This window comes from Sphingomonas piscis (assembly GCF_011300455.1).
Lineage (GTDB): Bacteria > Pseudomonadota > Alphaproteobacteria > Sphingomonadales > Sphingomonadaceae > Sphingomicrobium > Sphingomicrobium piscis.
On the sequence record NZ_CP049869.1, the window covers coordinates 1,215,688 to 1,240,683 of the forward strand.

The following is a 24,996-nucleotide window of genomic DNA, read 5'->3' on the forward strand; positions in this document are numbered from 1 at the left end:
ACCCTCTGCCCGCTCCTGGAGTGCCATGCTTTCCACCCTCGCCCCGGAACGCCAGATCATGCTTCGGCAGCTGATCCGCTTCGGCATCGTCGGCTTTTCGCTCGCGGCGCTTTACTCCGTCATCTATTGGGTCCTGGCGACCTATGTCATGAGCCCGATGGCAGCGGTGCTGATCGCGTTCCTGATCGTGGTTTCGATCGGTTTTGTCTTGCACAGCCGCTGGAGCTTCCAGGGGCACGGCCAGGCCGAGGACCGGCAGCTCAAGATCAAGTTCCTGGCCGTTCAGACCAGCGGCTTCGTCTTGAACGAGCTGTTCACCTGGGTGCTCACCGGCCCGCTTGAGGGGCCCACGTGGTGGCCGCTCGTGCCCTCGATTCTGGTGACTCCGGTTGCGACCTACTTCCTCAACCGTCAGTGGGTATTCCGCTAATGGACCGCGCAGTTTACGACGCCATGGAAGCGCAGGACCAGCGCCACTGGTGGTACCGGGCCCGGCGCAAGGTGCTGTCGGCCCTGATCGCCCGATGCACCTCCCTGCCACTGGCCGCCGAGATCCTCGAGGTCGGGTGCGGCACCGGACATAATTTGGAGATGCTGAGCCACTTTGGCAGCGTCAATGCGCTGGAGATCGACCCGGCCGCTCGTGCCGTTGCCGAAAAGAGGCTGGGCAAGCCGGTTCTCAGCTCCCCTCTGCCACAGCTGGCCGGCGTGCCGCGGGGACATTTCGACCTTGTTGGCTCGTTCGACGTGATCGAACATATTGACGACGATACGGCTGCCGTGGCGGCGATCGCCGAGTGTCTGAAGCCCGGTGGCAAGTTCGTTGCGACCGTCCCCGCCCACCCCTGGATGTGGTCGGCTCATGATGTCGTGAACCATCACGTCCGCCGCTACTCGGCCGTCCAGTTTCGCGAATTGTTCGACCGATCGCCATTGCGGCTGGAGCGAATGGGGTATTTCAACAGCCTGCTGTTCCCAGTCGCGGTCGCCGAGCGGATGGTGTCAAAGGTGCGGGGGAAGGACGACAGCGACCTGTCGACTCCGGCTGCCCCGGTGAATGCAGCCCTGGAAAAAACCTTCGCAGCTGAGCGTCACTTGGTCGGTAGGGTCCCGTTGCCGCCAGGCTTGTCCTTGTTCGCAGTCGCATCGGCCAGATAGCCGAGCCGCGCGGGCCGCGAGCGGCCGGCGATTTCCTGCACGATATAGAGCGGCCGGCCCTTCGCCTCATTGTAGAGGCGGCCGATATACTCGCCCATCAGCGCCAGAACGAACATCTGGATGGCGCCGAGGACAACAACAACCAGCATCAGCGAGGTCCACCCCTGGATGCTCCGATGCGCGACCCAGGCGTAGGCGATATAGGCGATGAGCAGCAGCGAACTCATCGACAGCAGAAGCCCGGCATGACTCGCCAGCTTCAGCGGGGCCGACGAAAAGCCGGTCAGTGCATCGAGCGCGAACCGGACCATCTTCGAGATCGGATATTTGGTCTCGCCCGCATGCCGCTCGGCGCGATCGTAGGGGAACGGAACCTGACGGAACCCGATCCACGCCACCATGCCACGGATGAAACGCGCCTGCTCAGGCATGGCGAGCAAGGCGTCGAGTGCTCGCCGGCTCATCAACCGGAAGTCGCCTGCATCAAGTGGGATGTCCACCTCGGTCGCGCGAGAAAGCAAGCGGTAGAAGCCATGTGCGGTCGCTCGCTTGAACGCCGTTTCCCCGGCCCTGCTGCGCCGGACACCGTAGACGACGTCGGCAGCCTCGCGCTGCATCGTCTCCAGCATCGGCGTGAGCAGCTCGGGCGGGTCCTGAAGGTCGGCGTCGACGATCAGGATCGTGTCGCCTCGGCACAGGTCCAGCCCCGCCGTAAGCGCCAATTGATGACCATGGTTGCGTGATAGATTGACAGCGAGCAGGTGCGAGTCGCCTTCACTCAGCTGCACCATCGTCGCCCAGCTGTTGTCCCGTGAGCCGTCGTTGACCAGGACGATTTCGTAGTCGTCGCCCACGGTTGCGCGGGCCGCGCGCGACAGCCGTTCGTGTAGAACCACCAAGCACGCCTCTTCGTTGAAGCAGGGCACGACGATGGACAGCGCAGTCATGGGTGCAGCCGATAGAGCACGGAATGCGGTCCGCGCCAGACCTCGGTCATATCCTTGGTCCAGGCTGGGTTGATCGGCGGCGGGTCGATCAACCAAAGGTAATCCAGTTTGTCGTGCGGCAGCATCCGGAAGGCGAGGTCGACACGCCACGCCGTCCGGCGCCGGCAATGCATCGCCCGCACCATCTCCGATGGGTCGGCGCGGAACACGCCCGGCGAGTGATAGCGAAGGTCCAGAAGGTTCTGTCCCTGGATTGCCCATTGATCGTTGGAGAAGCCGTGCTTGCGGACAATTACCATGCCGCCAAGATGGCTGTTGCGGGGCATCTCCCACGCCAGATTGCACTGTTTCTGGCCGATCATCGATGCGACTCGCGCGCCCATCGGAACATGGTTCAACGCCTCGAGCTTGGCATTCTGGTCCGCCGCCGCCATCCCGAGACTTGCCGTGTGAGCGCCGAAGCGAACAAGAACAAAGGCCAAACCGGCCACTGCTACCGTACGCGCTAACTGGGATTGCCCCGGCTCCCGGAAGCGGATCGACAGCAAAGCCACGGCGATAACGAACGGCACTAGCCGCATGTCGGCATAGGTCGACCCGAAGATCGTGCGCGGAATGAGGACGTAACCAACCAGAAGCACGAAGGCAGAAAAGAGGAGGTTGCGGGAAAAGCTAAGCTTTCGGTGAAACAGTGCGACCATCAGCAAGGCGGCGACAATGAGGAGCGAGCCCTGGTCGAACCATTCCCAGCGGTCGCGAAGCGCCTGGATCACATATTCCCATTTCTTGCCCCACTCGAACCAGCCGCGGATCATGCCGCCGTGGGTTTCGCCTCGCCAAGCCGCCATGATTAGGACGGGAAGGGCCATGGTGCTGGCCTGCAATCCGGCCCAGAACACGGAGCGAAACCAGCCTCCGCCCCGGTCGTGCTGGCGGACCGCTTCGGCCGAGAAACAAAGCAATCCAAGTACACCCCAGCCATAGGTGTGGGTGAAGAAGACTATGACCGAAATGGGGACGAACAGGATCGCGCGGAGCTGCGTTCGGTTGATCCGCCCGAGCCGCAGCCATAGTCCGAACGCCAGGAACGCCAGCGCGATGGACAGCGCGTAATTGACGAACCCGTACATGAAGGGATGGGCATAGGCGAACGGCAGCGCGAACAGAGCCGTCGGCGGCAGCCGTCCGTGCACTTCCCGTGCGACCCACAGGAAGCCGGCAACGGTAAGTGGCGGAATCGCCAGTACGACGAGCTTCACCGCCGGTTCCAGGCCCATCAGCTTGCCCAGAGGCCATATCAGCAGATCGACGCCCAGATTGCCGATCGGCGCCCAGTGGAAGCCATAGTAGCGCCAAAGCCAGGGCGAACTATCGACGTCGAGCTGGACGCGATAACGCCCCATATGACCGGGCAAGTCCACCAGCGGCGGAACGGTAGGATAGAGCAAGGGAACGGCCGAAAGCAGGACAAGAAGCGCGACGAACCAGCGCTCCTCCCACCAGGCTCGCCGGGAGCCTTCCTCTGCCTGATGCGATTGTGGCTGTTCCATGACCCCCGCTACGGGGAAGCTGCTTTTCCTACCAGCCGTGGAATTTCAAGCCCTTGGCGAAAAGAGTTCCTCTTAACGCTGGCATTTGCTCTTACTTGACCACCCGCCAGACCTTGAACGTCTGTGCACCCTGGATCTTGATGGGTACCAACCAGGGTGGGGTGACGCCGCGGCTTATTTGACCCCAAAGTCCGTCCGGGCTTCCTTTGGCGTAGTTGTGCATTTCGGGCATGTCAGGACAGATTGCGACATAATCGGCTCCGCGCCGGCGGATGACCTCAAGGGAGTCAGCTGGCGAGCCTGTGAAGAAGGAAATGACGTCCTTCATCGCGGCCATGTTCCGGTGATGGCCCGAGGCAATGGCACGATGTTGCGTGTGGAGGACGATGGCGGGGGATATATCCAGCGGCGCGAAGATGATGCCTTGGGGCAATAGCCGGAGCCGCACCATTTCCTTTTCCGCCATGCACTTGTCGATTTCCGCTACGTTCTCGGTGGTTTGGACGACACGATTGTTCATGTTCCGGCTCGGGACCGAAAACGGTACGACATAGGCGGGTAGCATGATTGCGAGTGCACCAACCGTGGCGGGCACGCGGGGATCGGTTGCTCGATCGCTCTCGCCCAGCCGAGTGCCCGCAAGGAGAGGAAGGCGGTACCCGGCAAGGCCAGCATATTGGCCAAACCCCCGGCCCGGGCCAAGGCAAAGGTTGCCAAGATAGAGGCGGCAAGCAGGGCCAGGTAGGTAAGCCAGGCCATACGTCGGGCCTCGTCATCGCGGCGCCAGGCCAAAATCGCGCCGGTTATGCCGACGATCGGCTGTGCAAGGATGGCAAGAGCAACGAGCGGCGCCTGCTGCCAAATGGGCAGTCCTTCCTTCACACCGACGTACCAATAGCGGCGAACCAGCGGATCGAGGTTGGCGAACGGATCGCGAAGGCACTGGGCGTCGAGCAGCCACATGACGGCAAGCGCGCACCCGCCTCCACCCGCAAGCACGGCCAGCCTCTTCCACAAAGGCGCTAGGCCTGGACGAACGGCGATCGCACACCAGAGGGCTACGACGCCAGATGCAGCCAGATGGGCGCTCGATACCGCGTCGCACACCGGAACTGCCCAGGCAGAGGGCGCCCGCGTCAGCACGAACAGCAGCAAGCTTACGGCGCACAATGCGACGGCATAGGTCCGCAGCCGGTCGTGAGACGCAGGGTTGATGAGCCAGCTGACCCCCCACCACGCGCCCAGGGCCACCGTCATCGGGATCGCTTCGACGGAGATGTTCAACCACACCGCCGCTGCCGCACCCGCGAGGATTCCGCTTGCGCGTGGCCGGAACTGCAGCGCAGCAAGCACCATCAGCATGCCCATCGCCATCTGCCACCCGTGGTGATCGATGCGCATTGGCTGCATCTGCGAAAGCGCGCTAACCGTCAGAGGAGCCACGGCAACGGCCATCAAGCGCCCGGTCGGGCTTAGGAGCGGGCGCGTGATTGCGGCGAGGATCAGCATGACCACGGCCAGCGTCATGAACGGGATGATCAACTGCACCGCCAGGTCCGCGCCCGCTTGCCCGAGAAAGGGCCGAAGGAGGAGGATCGTGCCGGCGATCGGCAGGTCGACGACCCGCGACCAGTGCATGGGAGCGCCAAGCGGCGGGTTCAGGCGATATTGCGTAACGTCGAACCAACTTTGGCCGGCAAGCAGGTCGCGCACCTGAAGCAAGCGCATCGTGTCGTCGGGATCAGGAGAAATCCGGTTGCTTATCGGCCCGAGATTGTTGCCCAGCATCCAGGCGTAGCCCGCAATAAGCGGGAGGATGAGAAGCCATCGTTGACTGACGCCGAAGAGCCGGGTGAGCCGCGGATCGGTCATGCGAAGACCAGGCGCTTTCGTAGCATGTAGGTCAGCTGAAAACTGGAGGCGATTGCGCCAATCTTTGCGATCCGAGGATCGAGGCCCAGAGCCGCACCGCCGCCAACGATGAGCATGGTAACGGCCAATCCGACGAGCGCGGATGCGAGAAACAAGACTTGCTGTTGGCGCCGCTCCGCTCCGCCCGGCGCAAGGCCGCGGGAGAAGACGGCACGGCTGGAGAGGAACCAGTGCACCAGAAGCCCGGCGGCATAGCCGCCGGCCGCTGCAGACAAGGGACTTGCCCCAAGCTGGAGGCCAACCAGAAACAGTGCCGAGTCGACGGCCAGCGCCACTGTGCTCGCCAACAAGTAGCGCACGTAAGTGAACCGGAGCATGGCGGTTACGCCGCCTTGAGGCGCTTCGGAACCAGCCGTTCGGAGGCTAGCGCCGCTTTCTCTCCCTCGTCGCCGGACTCGTGATATTCGGCGTCTTCATTGACCTGCCAGATGTCGTACACGCGCGCGCCGGCCTGAATATTGCGGACGGTCAGCATGGCCGTCATCATCGCATGATCCTGGTTGTTGTAGCGGTGCATGCCGTTTCGGCCGATCATGTGAAGCGTCTCATATTTCTGCTCGAGCTCGGCGCGGATCGCCTCGACATTGTCCTTGTAGACGTCGTCATAGACCGGGTAGGCCTTCTCCTGGCGCACCACCACGCCGCCCTTGACGGCTGCGGGATCGCACATGCCGAGTGTCGCCATCTCGCGCTTGGCGAGTTCGACCAGTTCCTCGTCCGAGCTGTTCCACAGACCGTCGCCTTCAAAGCAGAAATATTCCAAGCCGACGCAGGCGAGGCTGTCGTCCGGCACCATCTCCGGCGACCAGCTGCGGAAGTTCTGAATCCTGCCGACCTTCACGTTTGGCTCGTGGATGTAGATCCAGTTGTCCGGGAAGATGTCTTCCGACTTGATCATCAGGGCGACGGTCAGGAAGTCGCGATAGCGGAGATCCAGCGCATTCTGCGTAGCCTTGGGCAGCGGATGAATACGGCCGACCAATTCGCGGACCGGGGCCGACGAAATGACGTGGGCGGCATTGATCACCACCGTCTCGCCATCGCCGTTCGTGGTGGCGACCCGCCAGCGACCCGTCTTCGCGTCGAGCGAGAGCTGCTGCAGCGCATGGTTCATCAGAACGCGGTTGCCGCCCTTCACGACGAAGTCGCGCGCGGCTTCCCACATCATCCCCGGGCCCCTCCGCGGATAGCGAAAGGTTTCCAGCAGGGTCTTGGTCTCCATGCCATCGTTCGGCTTCTTGTTAAGGCCAAGCGAGCGCTTGAGGCCGTCCAGCACGGCGCTTCCGAGGCTCAGCCCCTTGATCCGCTGCGCCGCCCAGTCGGCGGAAATCTCGTTGCAGCTCATGCCCCAGACCTTTTCCGTGTAGGTCTTGAAGAAGATGTTGAAGAGCTGCTCGCCGAACTGGTTGATGGTCCAGTCCTGAAAGGAAGCGACGTTCTTTTTCGGGAAAATTTGCGAATAAGCGTAAGACGCCATGCAGCAGGTCGACTTCCACAAGCCGAGATTGCGAAGCGCCTCGAAGCCGCGCAAGGGGTAGCTGTAATATTTGCCGCCGTAGAAGATGCGGCTCATGCGCGGGCGCTGAATGAAGTCGTCGGGAAGGATCTCGTTCCAGAGGTCGACGACCTCCTTCGACTTGGAGAAGAAGCGGTGGCCGCCGATGTCGAAGCGGAATCCGTCATGCTCGACGGTCCGGCTGATGCCGCCGACGTAGACGGGGTCTTTTTCGATCACCGTTACGCTGTGGCCGCTCTTCGTCAAAAGGTAGGCAGCAGTCAATCCGGCCGGACCCGCACCAATAATCGCTACATCGACCGCTTGACCGTTCTTCGTCGTCATACCTTCCCCCAACTGTTTGTTGAGCCGGAGGTAAGCGGCGAGACCTAAGTAATGGTTAACGCGGCGGTGATGAAACTTGGAAACATTTAGCCGCGGTCGCGCCGGGCGAGCAAGCGAAGGCGCAGAGCGTTCAACTTGATGAAACCGGCCGCATCCTTCTGGTCGTAGGCGCCAGCGTCATCCTCAAAGGTGACGATCTTCTCACTATAGAGGCTCTGCGCCGAGCGACGGCCGGTGATGTGGGCGGCGCCCTTGAAGAGCTTCATCCGCACCGTGCCCTCCACCTTGGCCTGGCTATGGTCGATTGCGGCCTGAAGCATCTCGCGTTCCGGCGAGAACCAGAAGCCGTTGTAGATGAGCTCGGCATAGCGGGGCATGAGCTCATCCTTGAGGTGCATTGCGCCGCGATCCAAGGTCAATTGCTCGATCCCGCGGTGCGCCAGCGCTAGGACAGTGCCGCCCGGAGTCTCGTACATGCCGCGGCTCTTCATGCCGACGAAGCGGTTCTCGACCAGGTCAAGACGGCCGATGCCGTGCTGCTTGCCGAGTTCGTTGAGCTTGGTCAGCAGCTCGGCCGGGCTCAGCGCCGTGCCGTTTACGGCCACTGCGTCGCCCGCCTTGAACTCGACGGTGATCTCTTCCGGCGTGTCGGGCGCCGACACGATGTCGTCAGTGCGCGAGTAGACATAGTCCGGCACCTCTTCCCACGGATCCTCGAGTACCTTGCCCTCGGACGAGGTATGCAGAAGGTTCGCATCGGTCGAAAATGGACTCTCGCCGCGCTTGTCCTTGGGAACGGGAATCTGGTGCTGTTCGGCGAATTGGATCAGCGCGGTGCGGCTGGTGAGGTCCCATTCGCGCCACGGCGCGATCACCTTAATGTCGGGGTCCAATGCATAATAGCCCAGCTCGAACCGGACCTGGTCGTTGCCCTTGCCGGTCGCACCGTGGGAGACAGCGTCGGCTCCTACCTGCTTCGCGATTTCGATCTGTCGTTTCGATATCAGCGGCCGGGCAATGGAGGTTCCGAGCAGGTACAAGCCTTCATAGAGCGCATTGGCCCGCATCATCGGGAAGACGAAGTCGCGGACGAATTCTTCGCGCAGGTCGTCGATGAAGATATGCTCGGGTTTCACGCCCAGCAGCTCGGCCTTGTGCCGCGCCGGCTCAAGCTCCTCGCCTTGGCCCAGGTCGGCGGTGAAGGTGACGACCTCGCAGCGATAGGTCTGCTGCAGCCATTTCAGGATCACGCTGGTGTCCAAGCCTCCGGAGAAGGCGAGCACGACGCGGCGGATGTCTTCGGACATTGGTCTTCCTTGGCTGCAGGGATCGCCGGGCGCCTTGCCACCGCACAACGGCGCGTTCAAGCCGCATACAGTGGAAGCAGGATAGGGCCGCCCCAGATTAGATCCTGGAGTGCCACATGAAGAAGTTGCTTTTGGGCGGTGTTGCTGCCGCCGTTCTTTCCACCGTCGCCGTGGCGCAGGCGCCCGCTGTCCGCGCCGACAAGGTGCAGACCCGCGCCGATGTCGCCGCTAAGGTACAGCGGCACTTCGCGCGCATCGACGCCAACCGCGACGGCGCCATCACCCAGGCTGAAGCGCAGGCGCTTCAGGCCAAGCGTGGTGAGCGCCTCGCCAAGCGCGCCGAGCGTCAGGAGCGCCGCGGCCCGGGCCAGTTCTTTGAACGGCTCGACACCAACAAGGACGGGCAGGTCACCCGCGCTGAATTCGACGCTCGCCGTGCCCAGCGTGCTCAGTCGCAGGCCTCGGCTCCGCAGCGCGCACAGCGTGGAGAGCAGATGTTCGCCCGACTGGACGTGGACCGCAACGGCGCGATCACCCGTGCGGAATTCGACGCCCTTCGGCAGCAGCGCGAGCAGCGCTTCGCTCAGCGTGGCGAACGGCAGGAGCGCCGCGCTGCCCGGGGCGGCGGCTATGCTGGCCGGATGTTCGCGATGGCGGACGCCAACAAGGATGGGCGCGTGACGCTTCAGGAGGCGCAAGGAAGTGCCCTGCGCCACTTCGACATGGCCGATGCCAACAAGGACGGCCGCGTGAGCCGCGAGGAGCGTCGGCAAATGCGTGGACACATGCAGCACGACCAGCACAACGGCTAAGCCTGCGGTGAGCATGTAAGAAAGGGTCGGCGGCAACGTCGGCCCTTTTCTTTTGACCCCTCACCGTGCAGCATGACCCGCTTTCGATCAGGTCAGGACCATCCTTTGCGCACCCTCTCTTTCCCGATGCTGTTGCTCGGTTCCGTTGTGCTTCCGTTCGGTGCAGCCTCGGCGGATGAAGGAATGTGGACGTTCGACGCGTTTCCCGCAGCGAAGATGAAGCGCGACTATGGCTGGGCACCGGATCAGGCCTGGCTCGACCGGGTGCGCGCCGCCTCGGTACGGCTTACCGGCGGCTGCTCGGCTAGTTTCGTCAGCGGCTCTGGTCTCATTTTAACCAACCACCACTGCGTCGCCTCCTGCCTCGAAGACCTGTCAAGCAGTGGCAGCGACTTGCTGGCGACCGGCTTCATCGCCCAGGCTCGGACTGAGGAGCGCAAGTGCCCTGGCCAGCAGGCGGAAGTGGTCACCGCCATTACCGACGTTACGCCACGTGTGAAGGCGGCGATCGGCGCGTCGGCCGGCGAAGCATTGGTGAAGGCGCGCACCGCCGCCATCGCGGATCTCGAAAAGCAAGGTTGCCTCGACACGGCGACGACCCGCTGCCAGGTCGTGACGCTCTATGGCGGTGGCCAGTACAAGCTCTACACTTATCGAAAATATTCGGACGTCCGTATCGTCTGGGCACCGGAGGCTGCGGCCGAGACGTTCGGCGGCGACCCCGACAATTACAACTTCCCCCGCTACGCGCTCGATGCATCTTTCCTGCGCGCCTATGAAAATGGGCAGCCGGTCGCGACGCCGCAGCATCTTACCTGGACTGCGCGTGAGCCGAAGAAGGGCGAGGCCATCTTCGTTGTCGGCAATCCCGGCTCGACTCAGCGCCTGCTGACCCAGAGCCAGTTCGCGTACCAGCGCGAGGTCAATCTTCCGATTACGCTCGCTACCCAAAGCGAGCTTCGGGGGCGCCTGATCACGGCGATGAGGCAAAGCCCGGATCATGCCCGCGAGGGTGAGACCACGCTCTATGGTGTCGAGAACAATCTGAAGCGTACCATCGGCCGAACCAAGGCTCTCGGCGATCCGCAGTTCAACGCCATGCTTGCCCGCAACGAAGCGGACCTGCGCTCCCGCAGTGTGGGAAACGCGGCGATCGGCGATCCTTGGACCGACATCGACAAAGCAGTTACGGCACAGCGACAGATCGACGCCGAATACCGCTTCACCGAGCCGCAGGGCGATCTGTTCGACTATGCGTTGACGCTCGTACGGGCTGCGGATGAGCGCAGCAAGCCGAACGGAGAGCGGCTGCCGGCTTACAGCGACAGCGCCCTTCCATTGCTCGAGAAGACTCTTCTCGACGAGCGTCCGGTCTACCCGTGGCTCGACAGCCTGATGATGGAATGGTCGCTATCCAAGGCGCGCGAATATTTAGGTGTCGACCATCCCCAAACCCGGCTTTTGCTAGGCAAGGAATCGCCGGAGGGGCTGGCTCGCCGGTTAGTGTCCGGCAGCAGCCTTGCAGACGCCAAGGTGCGCAAGGCCTTGTGGGACGGCGGTGCTGCCGCGATTGCCGCGTCCAAGGACCCGATGATCCTTTACGCTCGTGCGCTTGATGCGAACGAACGGCGTGTCCAAAAGCTGTATGACGAGCGCGTCGACGGACCGATCACCGCTGCACGAGCGAAGCTCGCCGATGCGCGGTTCGCCGCTTACGGAGCCAGCGTCTATCCGGACGCGACCTTCAGTCTTCGCATCACCTACGGCAAGGTTGGAGGATGGATCGAGAATGGCCGCGAGGTCGACTATCGCACGACCTTCCGTGGCGCGTTCGACCGCGCAACGGGTGCAAAGCCGTTTGCACTTGCTCCCGCCTACCTGGCGCGTCGACAGCGGATCGACGAAGGGGGCGCGCTCGACTTCGTCTATGCGGCGGACACGATCGGCGGCAATTCCGGGTCGCCGGTGATCGACCGCGACGGGGCGGTGATCGGCGCCAATTTCGACCGCAATATCCATGGGCTTCGCAACGACTTCGCCTACGACATCGACAAGGCGCGCTCGATCGCCGTTTCGACCGCGGCGGTGGAACAGGCGCTCAAAGTCATCTACCCGGCCCCGACGCTGCTGGCGGAACTGCACGCGAAGTAGCGCCGACGTGATCGGCGAGCGACCGCCGCTCCTCGACATCAGGGATGCAAGCGTCCTTCGTGGCGGGCAGTTGGTGTTGGACCATATCTCTCTTAGCGTTCGGGAGGGGCAGCACACCGCCATCCTCGGGCCGAATGGAGCCGGCAAGTCGACGCTGATGGCGCTGATCAGCCGTGACCTTTACCCGCTGCATGGCGGGCAGGTCGGGATCATGGGCCAGGAGCGCTGGCGCATTCGCGACCTCCGCAGCCTGATCGGGATTGTCTCGCCCTCGGTGCATCTGGATTTGGCCGGCGAGAGCGGCGGGCGGCTCGACGCCTTTTCAGCCGTCGCCGCCGCCTTCTTCAGTTCTCGCGGCCTGTCCCCGAACCATTCGTTGGATGACGACATGCTGCGGCGAGCCGGCGAGGCATTGACGCGCATGGGTGTGAATCACTTGGCCGCCCGCGAGGTGGCGACACTATCAAGCGGTGAAGCTCGACGGGTGCTGATCGCCCGCGCCCTGGTCCACAATCCCCGAGCCTTGATCCTCGACGAGCCTTGCCAGGGTCTCGATCCCGGCACGCGGCGGCGCTTCCTGGAAGACCTCAGGGAAGTTGCCCGTGCGGGAACGACGTTGATCCTGGTGACCCACCACGTAGAGGAGATCCTTCCGGAGATCGCGCAAATCATTCTCCTCAAGCACGGCAAGATTGCCGGTGCGGGCGATAAGGACGCCATGCTGGAAAGAGGCAGACTTGGCGCGCTCTTCGACACGCCGGCAAAGGTGCGGCGTAACGGTGACTGGTACCATGCCGACTTCGGCTGATCAGGAGGCGCCCCGGTAACGAGCCTCGGCCGCCGCCATGTAATCCCGCGTAATCGGCAGTGCCCGACGGTTGCGTACATACTGCACCTGGTAATTGCAGGCCGCACCCGTTTCGAACATCACGATCCCGCCTGCCAGGTAAAACTCCCACATCCGAAAGAACCTGGCATCGTAGATCTGCTCGATCTTGGCTCGGTTCTTCGTCGCCCGGGCAAGCCATTCCCGCAACGTATATGCGTAGTGAAGTCGCAGGATTTCGACATCGCTGGGGATCAGCCTCACCTTCTCGGTCGCTGAGAACATCTGCGACAGGCTGGGCACGTGGTAGCCGGGGAAGATATATTTGTCGGTGAACGGGTCGGGTTGCCCGGCACCGCCGAGCTTGCCGATCGTGTGGAGCAACATGACACCGTCATCGGTCAGGAGCTCGCGGCACTTGAGGAAGAATTCCTCGTAATGCGCGGCCCCCACATGTTCGAACATGCCCACCGAAACGATGCGGTCGAAGCGGCCTTCCAGTAGGCGGTAGTCGATCAATTCGAACTTCACATGGTCCGAGACGCCGGCTTGTTCGGCGCGCTCTCGGGCCAACCGTAATTGCTCTTCGGAAAGGGTGATGCCTAGGACGTCGACACCCGCAACCTGGTGCAGGTAGATCGCCATTCCACCCCACCCACAGCCGATGTCCAGCACCCGGTGGCCCGGCTGGAGGTGGAGCTTGGCGGCGATGTGCGCCTTCTTGTCGCGCTGCGCCTGTTCCAGGCTGTTCGCCGGGTCGGTGTAGTAAGCGCAGCTGTACTGCCAGTCCTCGTCGAGGAAGAGTTCATAGAGCGCGTTGCCGATGTCGTAATGGTGCGCGACATTCCTGCGGGACTTGGTCGGATCGTTGCGCCGGAATAGCCGCTTCAGCCACTTGGCCTTGCCTTTGCCCAGTGCCTTGCGGGGGTTGCCCTGCTCCCACGGGCGGGCGCCGACGACCAATTCGAGCAAGTCGAGGATGGAGCCGTCCTCGACGGTCACCCGACCGTCCATATAGAGTTCGGCGAAGCGAAGACGCGGGTTGCGCCAGATCTCCCGCATCACGCCCCTGTCGTGGAAGCGGATGGTGAGGTGCTTGCCGCCCCCGCCTCCGTGCGTCTCCTGACTGCCGTCCGCCTGGATAATGGTCAGGCTTCCAACCGGCAGGATCTGGTCGATGAAACGTCCGATCAGCGACATGGGCGCGTCCCTTTTTCGTCGCAATGCGGATGCCACGCGACGCGGCGGCCCGCAATCGGCCTAGGTGCGGCCAAGCGCCCAGCGAAGGCTATTCGCCAGGCCACCAACCGATGCCCGAAGCAATGGCGCCGCGGCGCCCGAGGAGCGCAAGCGGTGCATGCGCCGCGCCCAGCCCGGGAGCAAGTCCACCGCGGCCCGGGCAAGCGTCTTCTGCACCGGCAGTGCAGCAAGTCCCGTGCCTGGCGGCGACAGGATGATGTCGCGCACGATGTGCGAGCGCTCATCGGCGACCAACTCTGGACGGAAGCTCTCCAGCAAAGCCTTGGCCTCGGCAATCGAGCGGGGGATTGGATCGGCGCCGAGCTTTTCCGCCACGATTGCGACATCGGCGAAGAAACGGTCCTGATCCGCCCTGCTCATGTCCGGCTCCGCGTGCCGAATCCACGCCTCGAGGAAGCTCATCTCGCCGGCCACATGCACCCAGGCTAGCAGTCGCGGGTCGTCGGCGGCGTAGCTGCGGCCATCCGGCAATGTGCCCACCACGCGCGCATGGATCCGCCGAACCCGCGCGATCATCGCCTCTGCATCGGCCCGCTCGCCATAGGTCGTAGTCGCGATGAAACGTGCCGTCCGCCGCAACCGGCCGAGCATGTCTTCCCGAAAATTACTGTGGTCCCAAACGCCGGCCAGCGCCTGGGGATGGAGCATCTGCAACAGTAGGCCCGACATGCCGCCGATCATCATAGTCGTGACATCGCCATGAACGCGCCAGGCGACCGAGCCGCGCGGGATCAACGAGTTGTCCGGTGAAGGAACAACGGGGCGCTCGCCCTTGGCCTGATCGTTGAAGGTGCGCCGGACCGTGCCCGCCAGCGAGCGCCGCAGCGGCTCCGTCAGGAAACGCGCGCTAGGCAGTCTGGGCGGCAGCTTCGCGGTCCCGCTCGGCGCGCCTCTTCTTCTCCGCCGCAGTCTTCAGCTGCCCGCAGGCCGCGTCGATATCGCGACCGCGCGGCGTACGCACCGGTGCTGAAATGCCGCTTTCGAACACGATGTTGCTGAACGCCTTCACCCGCTCTGGCGTGGAACATTCGTAGACGGCACCCGGCCATGGATTGAACGGGATCAGGTTGACCTTGGCGGGCAGCTTGTAGTGGCGGATCAGCCGAACCAGCTCGCGCGCATGCTCGTCGCTGTCGTTCTTGTCCTTCAACATCACATATTCGAACGTGATCCGCCGGGCGTTGTTGGCGCCCGGATAGTCGCTACAGGCCTGAAGCAGCTCTTCGATGCCGTATTTGCGGTTAAGGGGCACGATCTCGTCGCGGATCTCCTTGGTGACGGCATGCAGCGACACGGCAAGATTGACGCCGATCTCGTCGCCGCAGCGTTCCATCATCGGCACCACGCCGCTGGTCGACAGCGTAATCCGCCGCTTGGACAAGCCAAGCCCGTCGCCGTCCATGACGATTTTCAACGCATCGCGGACATTGTCGAAATTGTAGAGCGGCTCGCCCATGCCCATCATGACGATGTTGGTGAGCATGCGCCCTTCCGGCTGGCTCGGCCATTCGCCGAGCGCGTCGCGGGCGAGCATCACCTGGCCGACGATTTCCGCCGGCTCCAGGTTGCGGACAAGCTGCATCGTGCCGGTGTGGCAGAAGCGGCAGTTGAGCGTGCAGCCCACCTGGCTCGACACGCAAAGGGTGCCGCGATCCGCATCGGGGATGAAGACCATCTCGAAATCATGGCCGTCATGGGTCTTCAGCAACCACTTGCGCGTGCCGTCTATGGAGACCTGCGCCTCGGTGACGTCGAGGCGGGCAATCGCGAAGCGCTCGGCAAGCCAGGGTTGCTGCGCCTTGGCGATGTCGCTCATCGACGCGAAGTCGGTGACGCCGCGATTGTAGATCCAGTGCCAGATCTGCTTGGCGCGGAGCTTCGCCTGGCGAGGCTCCAACCCAGCCTTCTCGAGCTCCGCCCTGATCTGGTCCTTTGATAGGCCGACAAGGTCGACACGACCATCCGCGCGCGGCGAGATGACGCGCTTAACGGGCACAGGGTCGACCGCGCCGGGGATCGGCATCAAGGCAGTGTTGGCTGTCATGCGAAGCGCCTATGTAGCGACAATCAGCGCATTTTTCCAGCGCAGCGAGCCGCCGCCGCGTCGATTGCGGTTGGGGCGCCGGCAAGCACGTAATAATCGCGGATACGGACCCCGCCCGGGTCGCGAGCCTCGACCTTCATGCGCGGATTGGCACGGACGGCATTCATGATTGCTTCCTGCTGGTGCGCACCGCGGCTCCAGGCCCAATAGCCGGCGCCGGCGAGTAGGAAGGGCTGATTGCCGACCTGAAGGATGACGGAGGAGCCTGGGCGAACCGGACGGCTGAGCCGCGTGTAGAACTCCCCCAACGCTTGCGGTCGGCGGAGAAGGTGAAGCCTGCGATGGCCTGGATGCGATCCTTGGTGGCAATGCGCTCGGCACGAGTGCCGGCATCGCACACAGCGCCGCGATCGAGCGCCGCCCAGTTGCCACCGGCAAACAATCGGGTCTGTGCAGTTGCGCTGCCTGCCAGCAACAGCGAGAGGGCAGCAAAGCGGATCACGCCAGCGCCTTTCCGAACACCACCAGCCGCTCAACTTCTTCGAAGCCGACCGCTTTGTGCCAGGCGTGACTGGTCTCTCGATCGGCCTCGGTGTCCGACCCGAGCCAACGCATTCCCTGCTCCCGCGCCCAGCCTTCCACAGCAGAAAGTAGCCCTGCCGCGACGCCGCTCCGCCGATACTCCGGCTCGACCCACAGATCTTCGACATAAGCCGCCTTCAGGTCGGGGGAGCCCTCGGCATAGTTGCGGATACGGGCATCGATCACCCCGGCAGCGTTGCCGTCGTCAGTGAATGCAAGGAAGCCGACGTAAGGTTCGGGAAGGCTTGTCAGCTGCTCCAGCTCAGCCTCGAATTCGGCTGCGCTCTGGCCGGGATGCAGCTTGGCCAGCAACGCCGCCCATACGGTCAAATCGGCGGAACTCGCCCGCCGGACGATCAAACCGTGAAGCTCTCGCCGCACCCGCAGCTGCCCTTGGCATTGGGATTTTCGAACACGAAGCCGGCGGTGAAATCATCCTCACGCCAGTCCATCGTGCTGCCGATCAGGTAGAGTATCGAGCCGCCGTCGACATAGAAGGTCCCACCTGGCGTCTCGATCTTTTCGTCGAACTTGTTCTCCTCGGTCACGTAATCGACCGAATAAGCGAGGCCTGAGCAGCCGCGCCTCGGCGTCGACAGCTTCACGCCGATCGCACCGTCCGGTGCACGGCTCATCAGGTCCGCAACGCGCTGCTCGGCCGAGGGCGTTAGGATGATCGCGGCAGGGCGAGCCCGAACCTTCGTTTCGCTGTTCATAGCATTCCGAGCTCCAGCCGCGCTTCGTCGCTCATCTTGGATGGGTCCCACGGCGGATCCCAGATCAATTTGACCTCCGCATCGCGGACGCCGGGGACCGAAAGCACGCGAAGCTCGACCTCGCCCGGCATCGATTCCGCCACCGGGCAGTGGGGGGTCGTCAGGGTCATGGTGACCACCGCATCGCCATCCTCGCTGACGGAGACGTCGTAGATTAAGCCAAGCTCATAGATGTCGACCGGGATTTCGGGGTCGTAGATGGTCTTCAAGACCTCGACGATCGCGGCTTGAAGGTCGCCGCCAGGACCGTGAACCGGCTCGTCCTTCGGCTGCTCGGCGAGAAAGCCGGCGAGATAGTCGCGCTTGCGCTCGAAGGTCTCGGCGGGCGTTTCTGGCTCTACGCGGGCGCGGGGCGGTGGGGCGACGCCCTCAACTTCCTCGACCTCGATCTTCCGTTCCTCGTTCATGCGAAGATCCGTTTCACCTGCTGTAGCCCGCGCACCAAAGCTTTGATGTCCGAGCTGTCGCTGTGCGCCGCGAAGCTCGCCCGGCAGGTCGCACCCACGCCGAGCAACTCCATCAGCGGCTGCGCGCAATGGTGCCCGGCGCGGATCGCTACGCCCGCATCGTCCAATATGGTACCGACATCGTGCGGATGCACCCCGTCGACGTTGAAGCTGACGATGCCGGCGCTGTCCTCCGGTCCATAGAGCGTCACGCCGCCGATACCCGCCAATGCCGAGCGGCACTCAGCCACCAGCGCGCTTTCGTGCGCATGCAGGGCGTCCGTACCGATCGCCCGGACCCAATCAACCGCTGCGTGCAGCCCGATGGCACCGACGATGTGCGGCGTCCCCGCCTCGAACCGCTGCGGCGGCGGCGCGTAGGTCGTTTGCTCAAAGGTCACCTTGTCGATCATCGCCCCGCCACCCTGGTAAGGCGGCATGGCATCGAGCAGGTCGGAACGCCCCCAGAGGGCGCCGATCCCCGTCGGGCCATAGAGCTTGTGGCCGGAAAATGCGTAGAAGTCGCAACCGATCTCCGCCACGTCGACGGGTAGGCGCGGAACGGCCTGGCAGCCGTCAAGCAGCAGGTACGCATCGACTGAATGCGCGATCTCTGCCGCACGCTTCGCGTCGAGGATCGAGCCGAGCACGTTCGACACATGCGCGAACGCAACCACCTGATGCTGGTCGCTGATCATCGCCGCGGCAGCATCGAGATCAATGCGGCCGTCTTCCGTCAGCGGGCAGACGTCGACCTGAAAACCGGCAAGCTGCCACGGCACGATATTGCTGTGATGCTCCAGCGCCGACAGCAGCACGCGGCGGCGCCCCATCTTTGGCAGGCATTGCGCGACGAGGTTGATCGCCTCGGTGGCGCCACGGGTGAACACCAGTTCGCTCGGCTCCCCGCCGATGAGGTTGGCGGCCGAAGTCCGCGCAGCCTCATAGGCCTCCGTCATCGTTGCCGACCGCTGGTAGATTCCGCGGTGCACCGACGCATAATCCTGCGCATACGCCTTGGTGATCGCATCGATCACCGCCTGCGGTTTTTGCGCGCTGACCGCGCTGTCGAGATAATGCCAGTCGCGGATCGCCGGAAACTGGTCTCGGACACTAAGCGCCGAGTTGATCTGCACGGGCGCGTTCATGCGGCGACCCTCTGCAAGGCATCACGGGTTGCGGTACAAAGCTGCAAGCGTTGCACCTCATCCTCGACATCGTCCCACAGCCCGATGACGAAGCCCTCCAGCAGCAACGCCTTGGCGCTTGCGGGATCGAGCCCACGGCTCATCGCGTAGAAAAGCTGATCCTTGTCGAGCTCACCGACGGAAGCACCGTGGGCGCACTTCACATCGTCGGCGTAGATCTCGAGCTCAGGCTTACAATTGGCGGTGGCACCACGGTCGAGCAGCATGGCTTTGACCGACTGCTCGCCGTCGGTCTGCTGCGCCCCGCGTGCGACATGGACCTTCCCAAGATAGGAACCGACGGCCTTGCCCCCGAGCACGCTCCGGACCGTTTGCCGCGACACCGCGGACGGCTCGATGTGGCGGACGGTCGTGACCACTTCCAGCGTTGCATTGGCTCCGCCGATGTTTGCCGCGTCAAAGGTAAAGCAAGCACCTTCGTGCAGCGTCACGTCCAGCTCTACGCGGCCATATTCCGGCGCGATGTTAAGTGCGAACAAGGTCAGTTCCGCGCCCGGCGCAAGGATGACTTCCCCGCGCCGAATCTGCACATCGTCGCTGGTCGGGGCCCAGATCTGCTGCACCTTTTGCTGCGCAGCAATTTCGATCCGCTCTGGCGCCGCAAGATCGTTCCAGACACGCTTCAGCGCCTCAATATCGGCGTAGCGGTAAGCCTCGTCGGCGCGGGTGGGAAACGGCGCGGTCATGCGACCTCCGCATATCCTTCGCGCTCGAGTTCATGGGCCAGTTCCGGACCGCCGCTGCGGACGATCCGACCGGCCGAAAGTACGTGCACCTTGTCCGGCCGCACATAGTCGAGCAGCCGTTGGTAGTGGGTGATCAGCAGCACCGATTTATCGGGTGCACGCATGATGCGATTGATGCCGGCTCCGACCGCACGAAGCGCGTCGATGTCGAGCCCGCTGTCGGTCTCGTCGAGGATGGCGAGCTTCGGGTTCATGATGCCCATCTGCACCATTTCCGCGCGCTTCTTCTCGCCGCCCGAGAAGCCGACGTTGACTGGTCGTTTCAGCATGTCGACGTCCATCCCGAGCGCACCCGCCTGTTCGCGCGCAAGCCTGATGAACTCGGCGCCCGACAGCTCCGCTTCGCTACGCGAACGGCGCTGCGCATTGAGGCTCTCGCGCAGGAACTGGAGGTAGGACACGCCGGGGATTTCGACGGGATATTGGAAGCCCAGAAACAATCCCCGCGCAGCCCGCTCGTGCGGCTCCATGCCGAGCAGATCGGCGTCGTCGAAGCTCACCGCGCCGTCGGTGATCTCATACCCCGGCCGGCCGCCAAGCGCATAAGCCAGCGTCGACTTGCCCGCCCCGTTCGGCCCCATGATCGCATGCACCTCGCCCGCAGGCACGGTGAGCGACAAGCCTTTGAGGATCGGCTTGCCGGCGACGGTCGCGTGGAGGTTTTCGATACTCAGCACTTAACCGACACTTCCTTCTAGACTGATCCCCAGCAGCTTCTGCGCCTCGACCGCAAACTCCATCGGCAGCTGCTTCAGCACCTCGCGCGCGAAACCGTTGACGATCAGCGCCACCGCCGCTTCCTGATCGAGCCCGCGCGACATGGCGTAGAAGAGCTGATCCTCGCTGATCTTCGACGTCGTCGCTTCATGCTCGATTGTGGCGGTCGGATTCTTGACCTCAATGTAGGGCACGGTGTGGGCACCGCACTTATCGCCGAGCAAAAGTGAATCGCACTGGGTGAAATTGCGGACGTTCTCCGCGCCCGGCAGCACACGCACCAGCCCGCGATAGGTATTGTCACTGCGGCCCGCGCTGATCCCCTTCGACACGATCGTTGACCTGGTGTTGGCGCCGATGTGGATCATCTTGGTGCCGGTGTCCGCCTGCTGGCGATTGTTGGTCAGCGCCACCGAATAGAATTCGCCGACACTGCCCTCGCCCTTCAGGATGCAGCTCGGATATTTCCAGGTGATCGCGCTTCCGGTCTCGACCTGGGTCCAGCTGACCTTGGACCGCGCGCCGCTGCATAGGGCCCGCTTGGTCACGAAATTGAAGATGCCGCCCTTGCCCTCGGCATCGCCCGGATACCAGTTCTGGACGGTGGAGTATTTCACCTCCGCATCCTCATGCGCGAAGATCTCCACCACTGCGGCGTGCAGCTGGTTCTCATCGCGCATCGGCGCGGTGCAGCCTTCGAGATAGCTGACGTAGCTGCCCTTGTCGGCGACGATCAGGGTGCGTTCGAACTGGCCGGTATTCTCGGCATTGATCCGGAAATAGGTCGACAGCTCCATCGGGCAGCGGACGCCCTCGGGAATGTAGACGAAGGTACCGTCGGAGAAGACCGCGGCGTTGAGGCAGGCGAAGTAATTGTCGCGCTGCGGAACGACGCTTCCGAGATACTTCTTGATGAGGTCGGGAAACTCGCGGATCGCCTCGCTGATCGAGCGGAAGATGACGCCCGCTTTCTCAAGCTCCTCGCGGAAGGTGGTCGCCACCGAGACGCTGTCGAACACGGCGTCGACCGCCACCTTGCGCGCACCTTCGACGCCGGCGAGCACTTTCTGCTCCTCGATCGGGATGCCGAGCTTCTCGTAGACCCGCAGGATCTCGGGATCGACCTCGTCCAGGCTGCCGAGCTTCGGCTTCGCCTTAGGAGCCGCGTAATAATAGGCGTCCTGGTAATCGATCTTGGGGATGTCGAGCTTGGCCCAGTCGACTTCCTCCATTTCGAGCCAGGCGCGATAGGCCTTCAGCCGCCACTCGAGCATCCACTCCGGCTCGTTCTTCTTGGCGGAGATGAAACGGACGATGTCCTCACTCAGACCCTTGGGCGCGAACTCCTGCTCGATGTCGGACGAGAAGCCCCACTCGTAATCCGCAAGCTTCTCCGCAGCCTCGTGCGCCTCGCGGTTCCGGACCTGCACTTCTTCGTTCATGACGCACTCGCAAGCGACTGGAGGCTGACGGCACCGAGAGCGCCGCGAACGGCCGTCGACACCACACTCATGTGCGGCTTCACGCGGCAACGGGCATCGAGCGCACAGTCGGAAGCTTCCTCGGCTCCGCTGCACTGGGTCAGCGCGATCGGTCCCTCTACCGCCTCGATAATGTCGGCAAGGCTGATGTCAGGCCGAGCCAGCGTGAAACCGCCGCCGGCACCGCGAACGCTGTTCAGCAGGCCCGCCGCCGCCAGTTTCCCCACCAGCTTCTGGGCTGTCGGCAGGGGCACGCCGGTCTCTTCTGCCAGCACGGTCGCGGACAGCCGTGCGCCTTCCGCACGGCGTGCGGCGGCGGTCATCATCACGACCGCATAATCGGCAAGATGGGTAAGGCGCATATCTAATCGGAGCTATCTGGTCGGATTTAGGCGCTTGGCCCTCAAACCGCAACCGTCTAGGCGGCAGGGATGGCGCTTTATCCGCTCGTCCGCCCCCTCGCCTTCGCTCTTGATGCGGAGAAAGCGCATCGCATGACGATCGCGGCGCTGAAGCTAGGCATCGGCACCGCGTTCACTCCGCAGCCAAGGGACATCCCGGAACTCAGGATCAAGGTTGCGGGGATCGATTTTCCCAATCCAATTGGTCTTGCCGCAGGTTTCGACAAGGACGCCGAAGTGTTTGAGCAGATGCTCACCCTGAAGTTCGGCTTCGTGGAGGTGGGAACGCTGACCCACAAGCCGCAAGAAGGCAACCCGAAGCCGCGCCTGTTCCGCCTTGTTGAAGACCGTGCGGTCATCAACCGCATGGGCTTCAACAATCAGGGCCAGGACGCGGCGCTTGGCCGTTTGAAGCGTCGCCACAAAACGCGAGGCATCGTCGGGGTAAACATCGGTGCCAACAAGGATAGCGCCGACCGGATCGCCGACTATGCCGACGGTATCCGCAGGATGGCGCCCGTCGCCGACTATCTGACCGTCAACATCAGCTCGCCGAACACGCCGGGTCTCCGCCAGCTGCAGGACGAGGGCGCGCTGCGTGCCCTGCTGTCGGCAGTTGAGGAGGCCCGGAGCGACGACGGACCGCCCGTCTTCCTCAAAGTCGCGCCCGACCTTGGTGCTGGCGAGCCGGACCAGATCGTGCGCGCAGCCCTGGATCATGGGATCGATGCGATCATTGTCGCCAACACTACCGTATCACGTCCCACTCTGGGCTCTGCGCACGCAGGGGAAAGCGGCGGCCTTTCGGGGGCGCCGCTCAAAGCGCTCGCGCTTGAGGCGCTGCGCACCTTTCGCGCGGCCAGTGGCGGCAAAGTGACCTTGATCGCCGCCGGCGGAGTGTCAACAGCGGACGATGCTTGGGAACGCATCACTGCCGGCGCCAGCCTGGTCCAGCTTTATTCCGCCATGGTCTACGAAGGGCCCGGCATCGCACGCCGGATCGTCCAGGGCCTCAAGGAACGGGTGAAGCGCGAAGGGTTGAAATCGATCGAAGAGGCAGTCGGCAGCGCCCGTTAAAGCGCGGGCAGCACCAGCACCACGCCTTCCCGCCGCGGATCGAAGCCGCCATCCACCTGCCCGTCGCGAATCAGCACCCCGTGCACCCCGGAGTCCTCGCCGACGCCGGGCTTCAGCGTGACTCCGCGGCCTGCCAGCGCGGCCAGCAGTTCAGGCGAAAATTTCGTCACCTCACCGTTGAAGTCGCTGCCCCGCGCCACGAGGTTCGGCACCGCAATCGCTTGTTGCATCGGCAGGTTCCAGTCGATCGCGGAAACCAGCGACTTTGCGACATAAGCGAGGATCGCACTGCCTCCCGCAGAACCGATCGCGCCCGCGAACTGGCCGTCGCTTGTCAGCAGAATGGTTGGCACCATCGACGAGCGCGGCCGCTTGCCGGGTGCAACGGCATTGGCCACGGGGCGCCCCTCGGTGTCGGTCGGGCTGAAGGAGAAATCCGTCAGCTGATTGTTGAGGAAAAAGCCGTCGACCATCCGGCCGGTGCCGAAAATCGACTCCACCGTCGTGGTCATCGACACGACGTTGCCGTCACGATCGCGAACGATGAAGTGGGATGTGCCTGCGGGCTCATGCGTCCGATCGGGTGCGCGAGCGTCGACCTGCGGCGGCGTTCCGGCCATCGGCGGTGCACCCGCGACATTCCCGATCAATCGCGCGCGTTGGTCCAAATAGCCGCCGTCCAGCAGCCCGCGAACATTGACCCGGACAAATGCCGGATCGCCCACGTAACGGTCGCGGTCAGCATACATCAGCCGACTTGCCTCGGCGAACAGGAACCATGCCTGCGGATCGGCGGCGCTGCGCTTGGCAATGTCGGTCCGCTCGAGCAGTCTGAGTAATTGCAGAAGCCCGACACCGCTCGCCGGCGGCGGCGGGGTGCAGACAAGATAGGCTCGGTACGGTCCGCACAGCGGCTCCCGCTTGACCGGTCGGTACGCGGCCAGGTCGGCCATCGTCATCGTTCCGCCGAGCGGGGCCGCGCGGGTCCGGGCGATAATCCTTGCAGCGGTGGACCCTCGGTAAAAGGCGGCCGTGCCCTGGTTGGCCAGGCGCTGCAGAAAGTCCCCATAGGCGGGGTTGCGGAGCCGGTCGCCGGCTTCCAGCAAGCCGCCCCCCGGTCGTGAGAAATAGGCCACCGCGTCGGGCGCGCTATTCTCGGGGAACTTGCCGCGGATCATCCTGGCCAAGCGTGGGCTGACGATGAAACCTTCCTTGGCGGTGCGCTCGGCATCGCCGAACAGGCTGTTCCACGGCAGCTTGCCGCGCTCGCGGTGCGCAAGGTCCAGCATCGCAAGCACACCGGGCACGCCCGTCGCTCGGCCGCTCAGCACCGCCTCGCCGAACGGCAAAGGCCTGCCACTCGGCCCAAGGAACATGGACGGACTCGCCTGCGCCGGCGCAACTTCGCGTCCATCGTAGATGGTGATCTTGCCCGACCTCCCGTCGAGATAGGTCATGAAGGCACCGCCCGCGACGCTGCTGCTCTGCGGCTCGACCAGCGACAGCATGGCCTGCATCGCCACGGCCGCATCGACCGCCGATCCGCCGCGCCGCAACACACTCGCTCCGGCCTCGGCGGCGAGCGGATTGGCGGCAATCACGAAGGGTGATGGCTGAACGGCGGCGTGTGACCGTGGCGTACGCGTGGTCTGCGCGCAGGATGCCGCAAGCAAGGCGCTGAGACACACAAGGACTCGGGGGAGACTCATGGGTCGGCGCTAACCCGCTGTCGCAC

Annotated in this window: 26 protein-coding genes; 6 read left to right on the top strand and 20 right to left on the bottom strand. The window is 63.7% G+C overall.

Annotated features, from left to right (window positions below; translation table 11 throughout):
• The first annotated feature begins 25 nt into the window (after positions 1–25).
• On the top strand, positions 26–430 hold the full coding sequence (locus G7077_RS05985; RefSeq protein ID WP_246167430.1) for a GtrA family protein: 405 nt from the start codon (positions 26–28) through the stop codon (positions 428–430).
• Positions 430–1,158, top strand: a complete 729-nt coding sequence (locus G7077_RS05990) for a class I SAM-dependent methyltransferase (RefSeq protein ID WP_166410911.1) — start codon at positions 430–432, stop codon at positions 1,156–1,158. The genes G7077_RS05985 and G7077_RS05990 overlap by 1 nt, the downstream gene beginning before the upstream one ends.
• Here G7077_RS05990 and G7077_RS05995 read toward each other — a convergent pair.
• From G7077_RS05995 to G7077_RS06025, 7 genes are all read right to left on the bottom strand, one after another.
• Positions 1,092–2,105, bottom strand: a complete 1,014-nt coding sequence (locus tag G7077_RS05995; RefSeq protein ID WP_166410912.1) for a glycosyltransferase family 2 protein — start codon at positions 2,103–2,105, stop codon at positions 1,092–1,094. The two genes, G7077_RS05990 and G7077_RS05995, sit on opposite strands and share 67 nt — an antisense overlap.
• A complete protein-coding gene (locus G7077_RS06000; RefSeq protein WP_166410913.1) occupies positions 2,102–3,655 on the bottom strand; it encodes a hypothetical protein in 1,554 nt (517 codons plus the stop codon). The genes G7077_RS05995 and G7077_RS06000 overlap by 4 nt, the downstream gene beginning before the upstream one ends.
• 91 nt (positions 3,656–3,746) lie before the next feature.
• Positions 3,747–4,175 (bottom strand): hypothetical protein, encoded by a 429-nt coding sequence (locus G7077_RS06005; protein ID WP_166410914.1) that lies wholly within the window; start codon positions 4,173–4,175, stop codon positions 3,747–3,749.
• Positions 4,172–5,527: a hypothetical protein gene (locus tag G7077_RS06010; RefSeq protein ID WP_166410915.1), complete on the bottom strand. Its 1,356-nt coding sequence runs from the start codon at positions 5,525–5,527 to the stop codon at positions 4,172–4,174. Before G7077_RS06010 ends, G7077_RS06005 begins: the two co-directional genes overlap by 4 nt.
• On the bottom strand, positions 5,524–5,904 hold the full coding sequence (locus tag G7077_RS06015; RefSeq protein ID WP_166410916.1) for a GtrA family protein: 381 nt from the start codon (positions 5,902–5,904) through the stop codon (positions 5,524–5,526). The genes G7077_RS06010 and G7077_RS06015 overlap by 4 nt, the downstream gene beginning before the upstream one ends.
• A 5-nt stretch (positions 5,905–5,909) precedes the next feature.
• Positions 5,910–7,427 (bottom strand): NAD(P)/FAD-dependent oxidoreductase, encoded by a 1,518-nt coding sequence (locus tag G7077_RS06020; protein WP_166410917.1) that lies wholly within the window; start codon positions 7,425–7,427, stop codon positions 5,910–5,912.
• 86 nt (positions 7,428–7,513) lie between these two features.
• The gene (locus G7077_RS06025) at positions 7,514–8,734 is read right to left on the bottom strand and encodes an argininosuccinate synthase (protein ID WP_166410918.1); all 1,221 of its coding nucleotides are present in this window, start codon (positions 8,732–8,734) and stop codon (positions 7,514–7,516) included.
• A 116-nt stretch (positions 8,735–8,850) separates the two neighbouring features.
• Here G7077_RS06025 and G7077_RS06030 point away from each other — a divergent pair, with 116 nt between their 5' ends.
• The 3 genes from G7077_RS06030 to G7077_RS06040 all read left to right on the top strand — a co-directional run bounded on the left by G7077_RS06030 (position 8,851) and on the right by G7077_RS06040 (position 12,505).
• Positions 8,851–9,546 (top strand): EF-hand domain-containing protein, encoded by a 696-nt coding sequence (locus G7077_RS06030; protein WP_166410919.1) that lies wholly within the window; start codon positions 8,851–8,853, stop codon positions 9,544–9,546.
• 72 nt (positions 9,547–9,618) lie between these two features.
• A complete protein-coding gene (locus G7077_RS06035; RefSeq protein ID WP_246167431.1) occupies positions 9,619–11,697 on the top strand; it encodes a S46 family peptidase in 2,079 nt (692 codons plus the stop codon).
• A 7-nt stretch (positions 11,698–11,704) separates the two neighbouring features.
• Positions 11,705–12,505: an ABC transporter ATP-binding protein gene (locus G7077_RS06040; protein WP_166410920.1), complete on the top strand. Its 801-nt coding sequence runs from the start codon at positions 11,705–11,707 to the stop codon at positions 12,503–12,505.
• Here G7077_RS06040 and G7077_RS06045 read toward each other — a convergent pair whose 3' ends face one another.
• From G7077_RS06045 to G7077_RS06100, 12 genes are all read right to left on the bottom strand, one after another.
• On the bottom strand, positions 12,506–13,723 hold the full coding sequence (locus tag G7077_RS06045; RefSeq protein WP_166410921.1) for an SAM-dependent methyltransferase: 1,218 nt from the start codon (positions 13,721–13,723) through the stop codon (positions 12,506–12,508).
• Positions 13,724–13,783: 60 nt separating this feature from the next.
• Positions 13,784–14,518: an oxygenase MpaB family protein gene (locus G7077_RS06050; RefSeq protein WP_246167433.1), complete on the bottom strand. Its 735-nt coding sequence runs from the start codon at positions 14,516–14,518 to the stop codon at positions 13,784–13,786.
• Between the two features lie 112 nt (positions 14,519–14,630).
• On the bottom strand, positions 14,631–15,827 hold the full coding sequence (gene rlmN, locus G7077_RS06055; protein ID WP_246167435.1) for a dual-specificity RNA methyltransferase RlmN: 1,197 nt from the start codon (positions 15,825–15,827) through the stop codon (positions 14,631–14,633).
• A gap of 23 nt (positions 15,828–15,850) precedes the next feature.
• The gene (locus G7077_RS06060; protein WP_166410922.1) at positions 15,851–16,135 is read right to left on the bottom strand and encodes a hypothetical protein; all 285 of its coding nucleotides are present in this window, start codon (positions 16,133–16,135) and stop codon (positions 15,851–15,853) included.
• 190 nt (positions 16,136–16,325) lie between these two features.
• The gene (locus G7077_RS06065) at positions 16,326–16,790 is read right to left on the bottom strand and encodes a GNAT family N-acetyltransferase (protein ID WP_166410923.1); all 465 of its coding nucleotides are present in this window, start codon (positions 16,788–16,790) and stop codon (positions 16,326–16,328) included.
• A complete protein-coding gene (locus G7077_RS06070; protein ID WP_166410924.1) occupies positions 16,766–17,125 on the bottom strand; it encodes a HesB/IscA family protein in 360 nt (119 codons plus the stop codon). The genes G7077_RS06065 and G7077_RS06070 overlap by 25 nt, the downstream gene beginning before the upstream one ends.
• Positions 17,122–17,592 (bottom strand): SUF system Fe-S cluster assembly protein, encoded by a 471-nt coding sequence (locus G7077_RS06075; protein WP_166410925.1) that lies wholly within the window; start codon positions 17,590–17,592, stop codon positions 17,122–17,124. Before G7077_RS06075 ends, G7077_RS06070 begins: the two co-directional genes overlap by 4 nt.
• Positions 17,589–18,779 (bottom strand): aminotransferase class V-fold PLP-dependent enzyme, encoded by a 1,191-nt coding sequence (locus G7077_RS06080; RefSeq protein WP_166410926.1) that lies wholly within the window; start codon positions 18,777–18,779, stop codon positions 17,589–17,591. The genes G7077_RS06075 and G7077_RS06080 overlap by 4 nt, the downstream gene beginning before the upstream one ends.
• Positions 18,776–19,525: a SufD family Fe-S cluster assembly protein gene (locus G7077_RS06085; protein ID WP_166410927.1), complete on the bottom strand. Its 750-nt coding sequence runs from the start codon at positions 19,523–19,525 to the stop codon at positions 18,776–18,778. The genes G7077_RS06080 and G7077_RS06085 overlap by 4 nt, the downstream gene beginning before the upstream one ends.
• A complete protein-coding gene (sufC, locus tag G7077_RS06090; RefSeq protein WP_166410928.1) occupies positions 19,522–20,262 on the bottom strand; it encodes a Fe-S cluster assembly ATPase SufC in 741 nt (246 codons plus the stop codon). Before sufC ends, G7077_RS06085 begins: the two co-directional genes overlap by 4 nt.
• Complete coding sequence (gene sufB, locus G7077_RS06095) at positions 20,263–21,744, bottom strand: Fe-S cluster assembly protein SufB (protein ID WP_166410929.1); 1,482 nt, start codon at positions 21,742–21,744, stop codon at positions 20,263–20,265.
• On the bottom strand, positions 21,741–22,145 hold the full coding sequence (locus tag G7077_RS06100) for an RrF2 family transcriptional regulator (protein ID WP_166410930.1): 405 nt from the start codon (positions 22,143–22,145) through the stop codon (positions 21,741–21,743). The genes sufB and G7077_RS06100 overlap by 4 nt, the downstream gene beginning before the upstream one ends.
• 69 nt (positions 22,146–22,214) lie before the next feature.
• Between G7077_RS06100 and G7077_RS06105 the strand changes: the two genes are divergently transcribed.
• Positions 22,215–23,261, top strand: coding sequence for a quinone-dependent dihydroorotate dehydrogenase (locus G7077_RS06105; protein WP_166410931.1), 1,047 nt, complete (start codon positions 22,215–22,217; stop codon positions 23,259–23,261).
• Here the strand turns inward: G7077_RS06105 and ggt are convergent.
• The gene (gene ggt / locus G7077_RS06110; protein WP_166410932.1) at positions 23,258–24,970 is read right to left on the bottom strand and encodes a gamma-glutamyltransferase; all 1,713 of its coding nucleotides are present in this window, start codon (positions 24,968–24,970) and stop codon (positions 23,258–23,260) included. The two genes, G7077_RS06105 and ggt, sit on opposite strands and share 4 nt — an antisense overlap.
• Positions 24,971–24,996 lie beyond the last annotated feature (26 nt).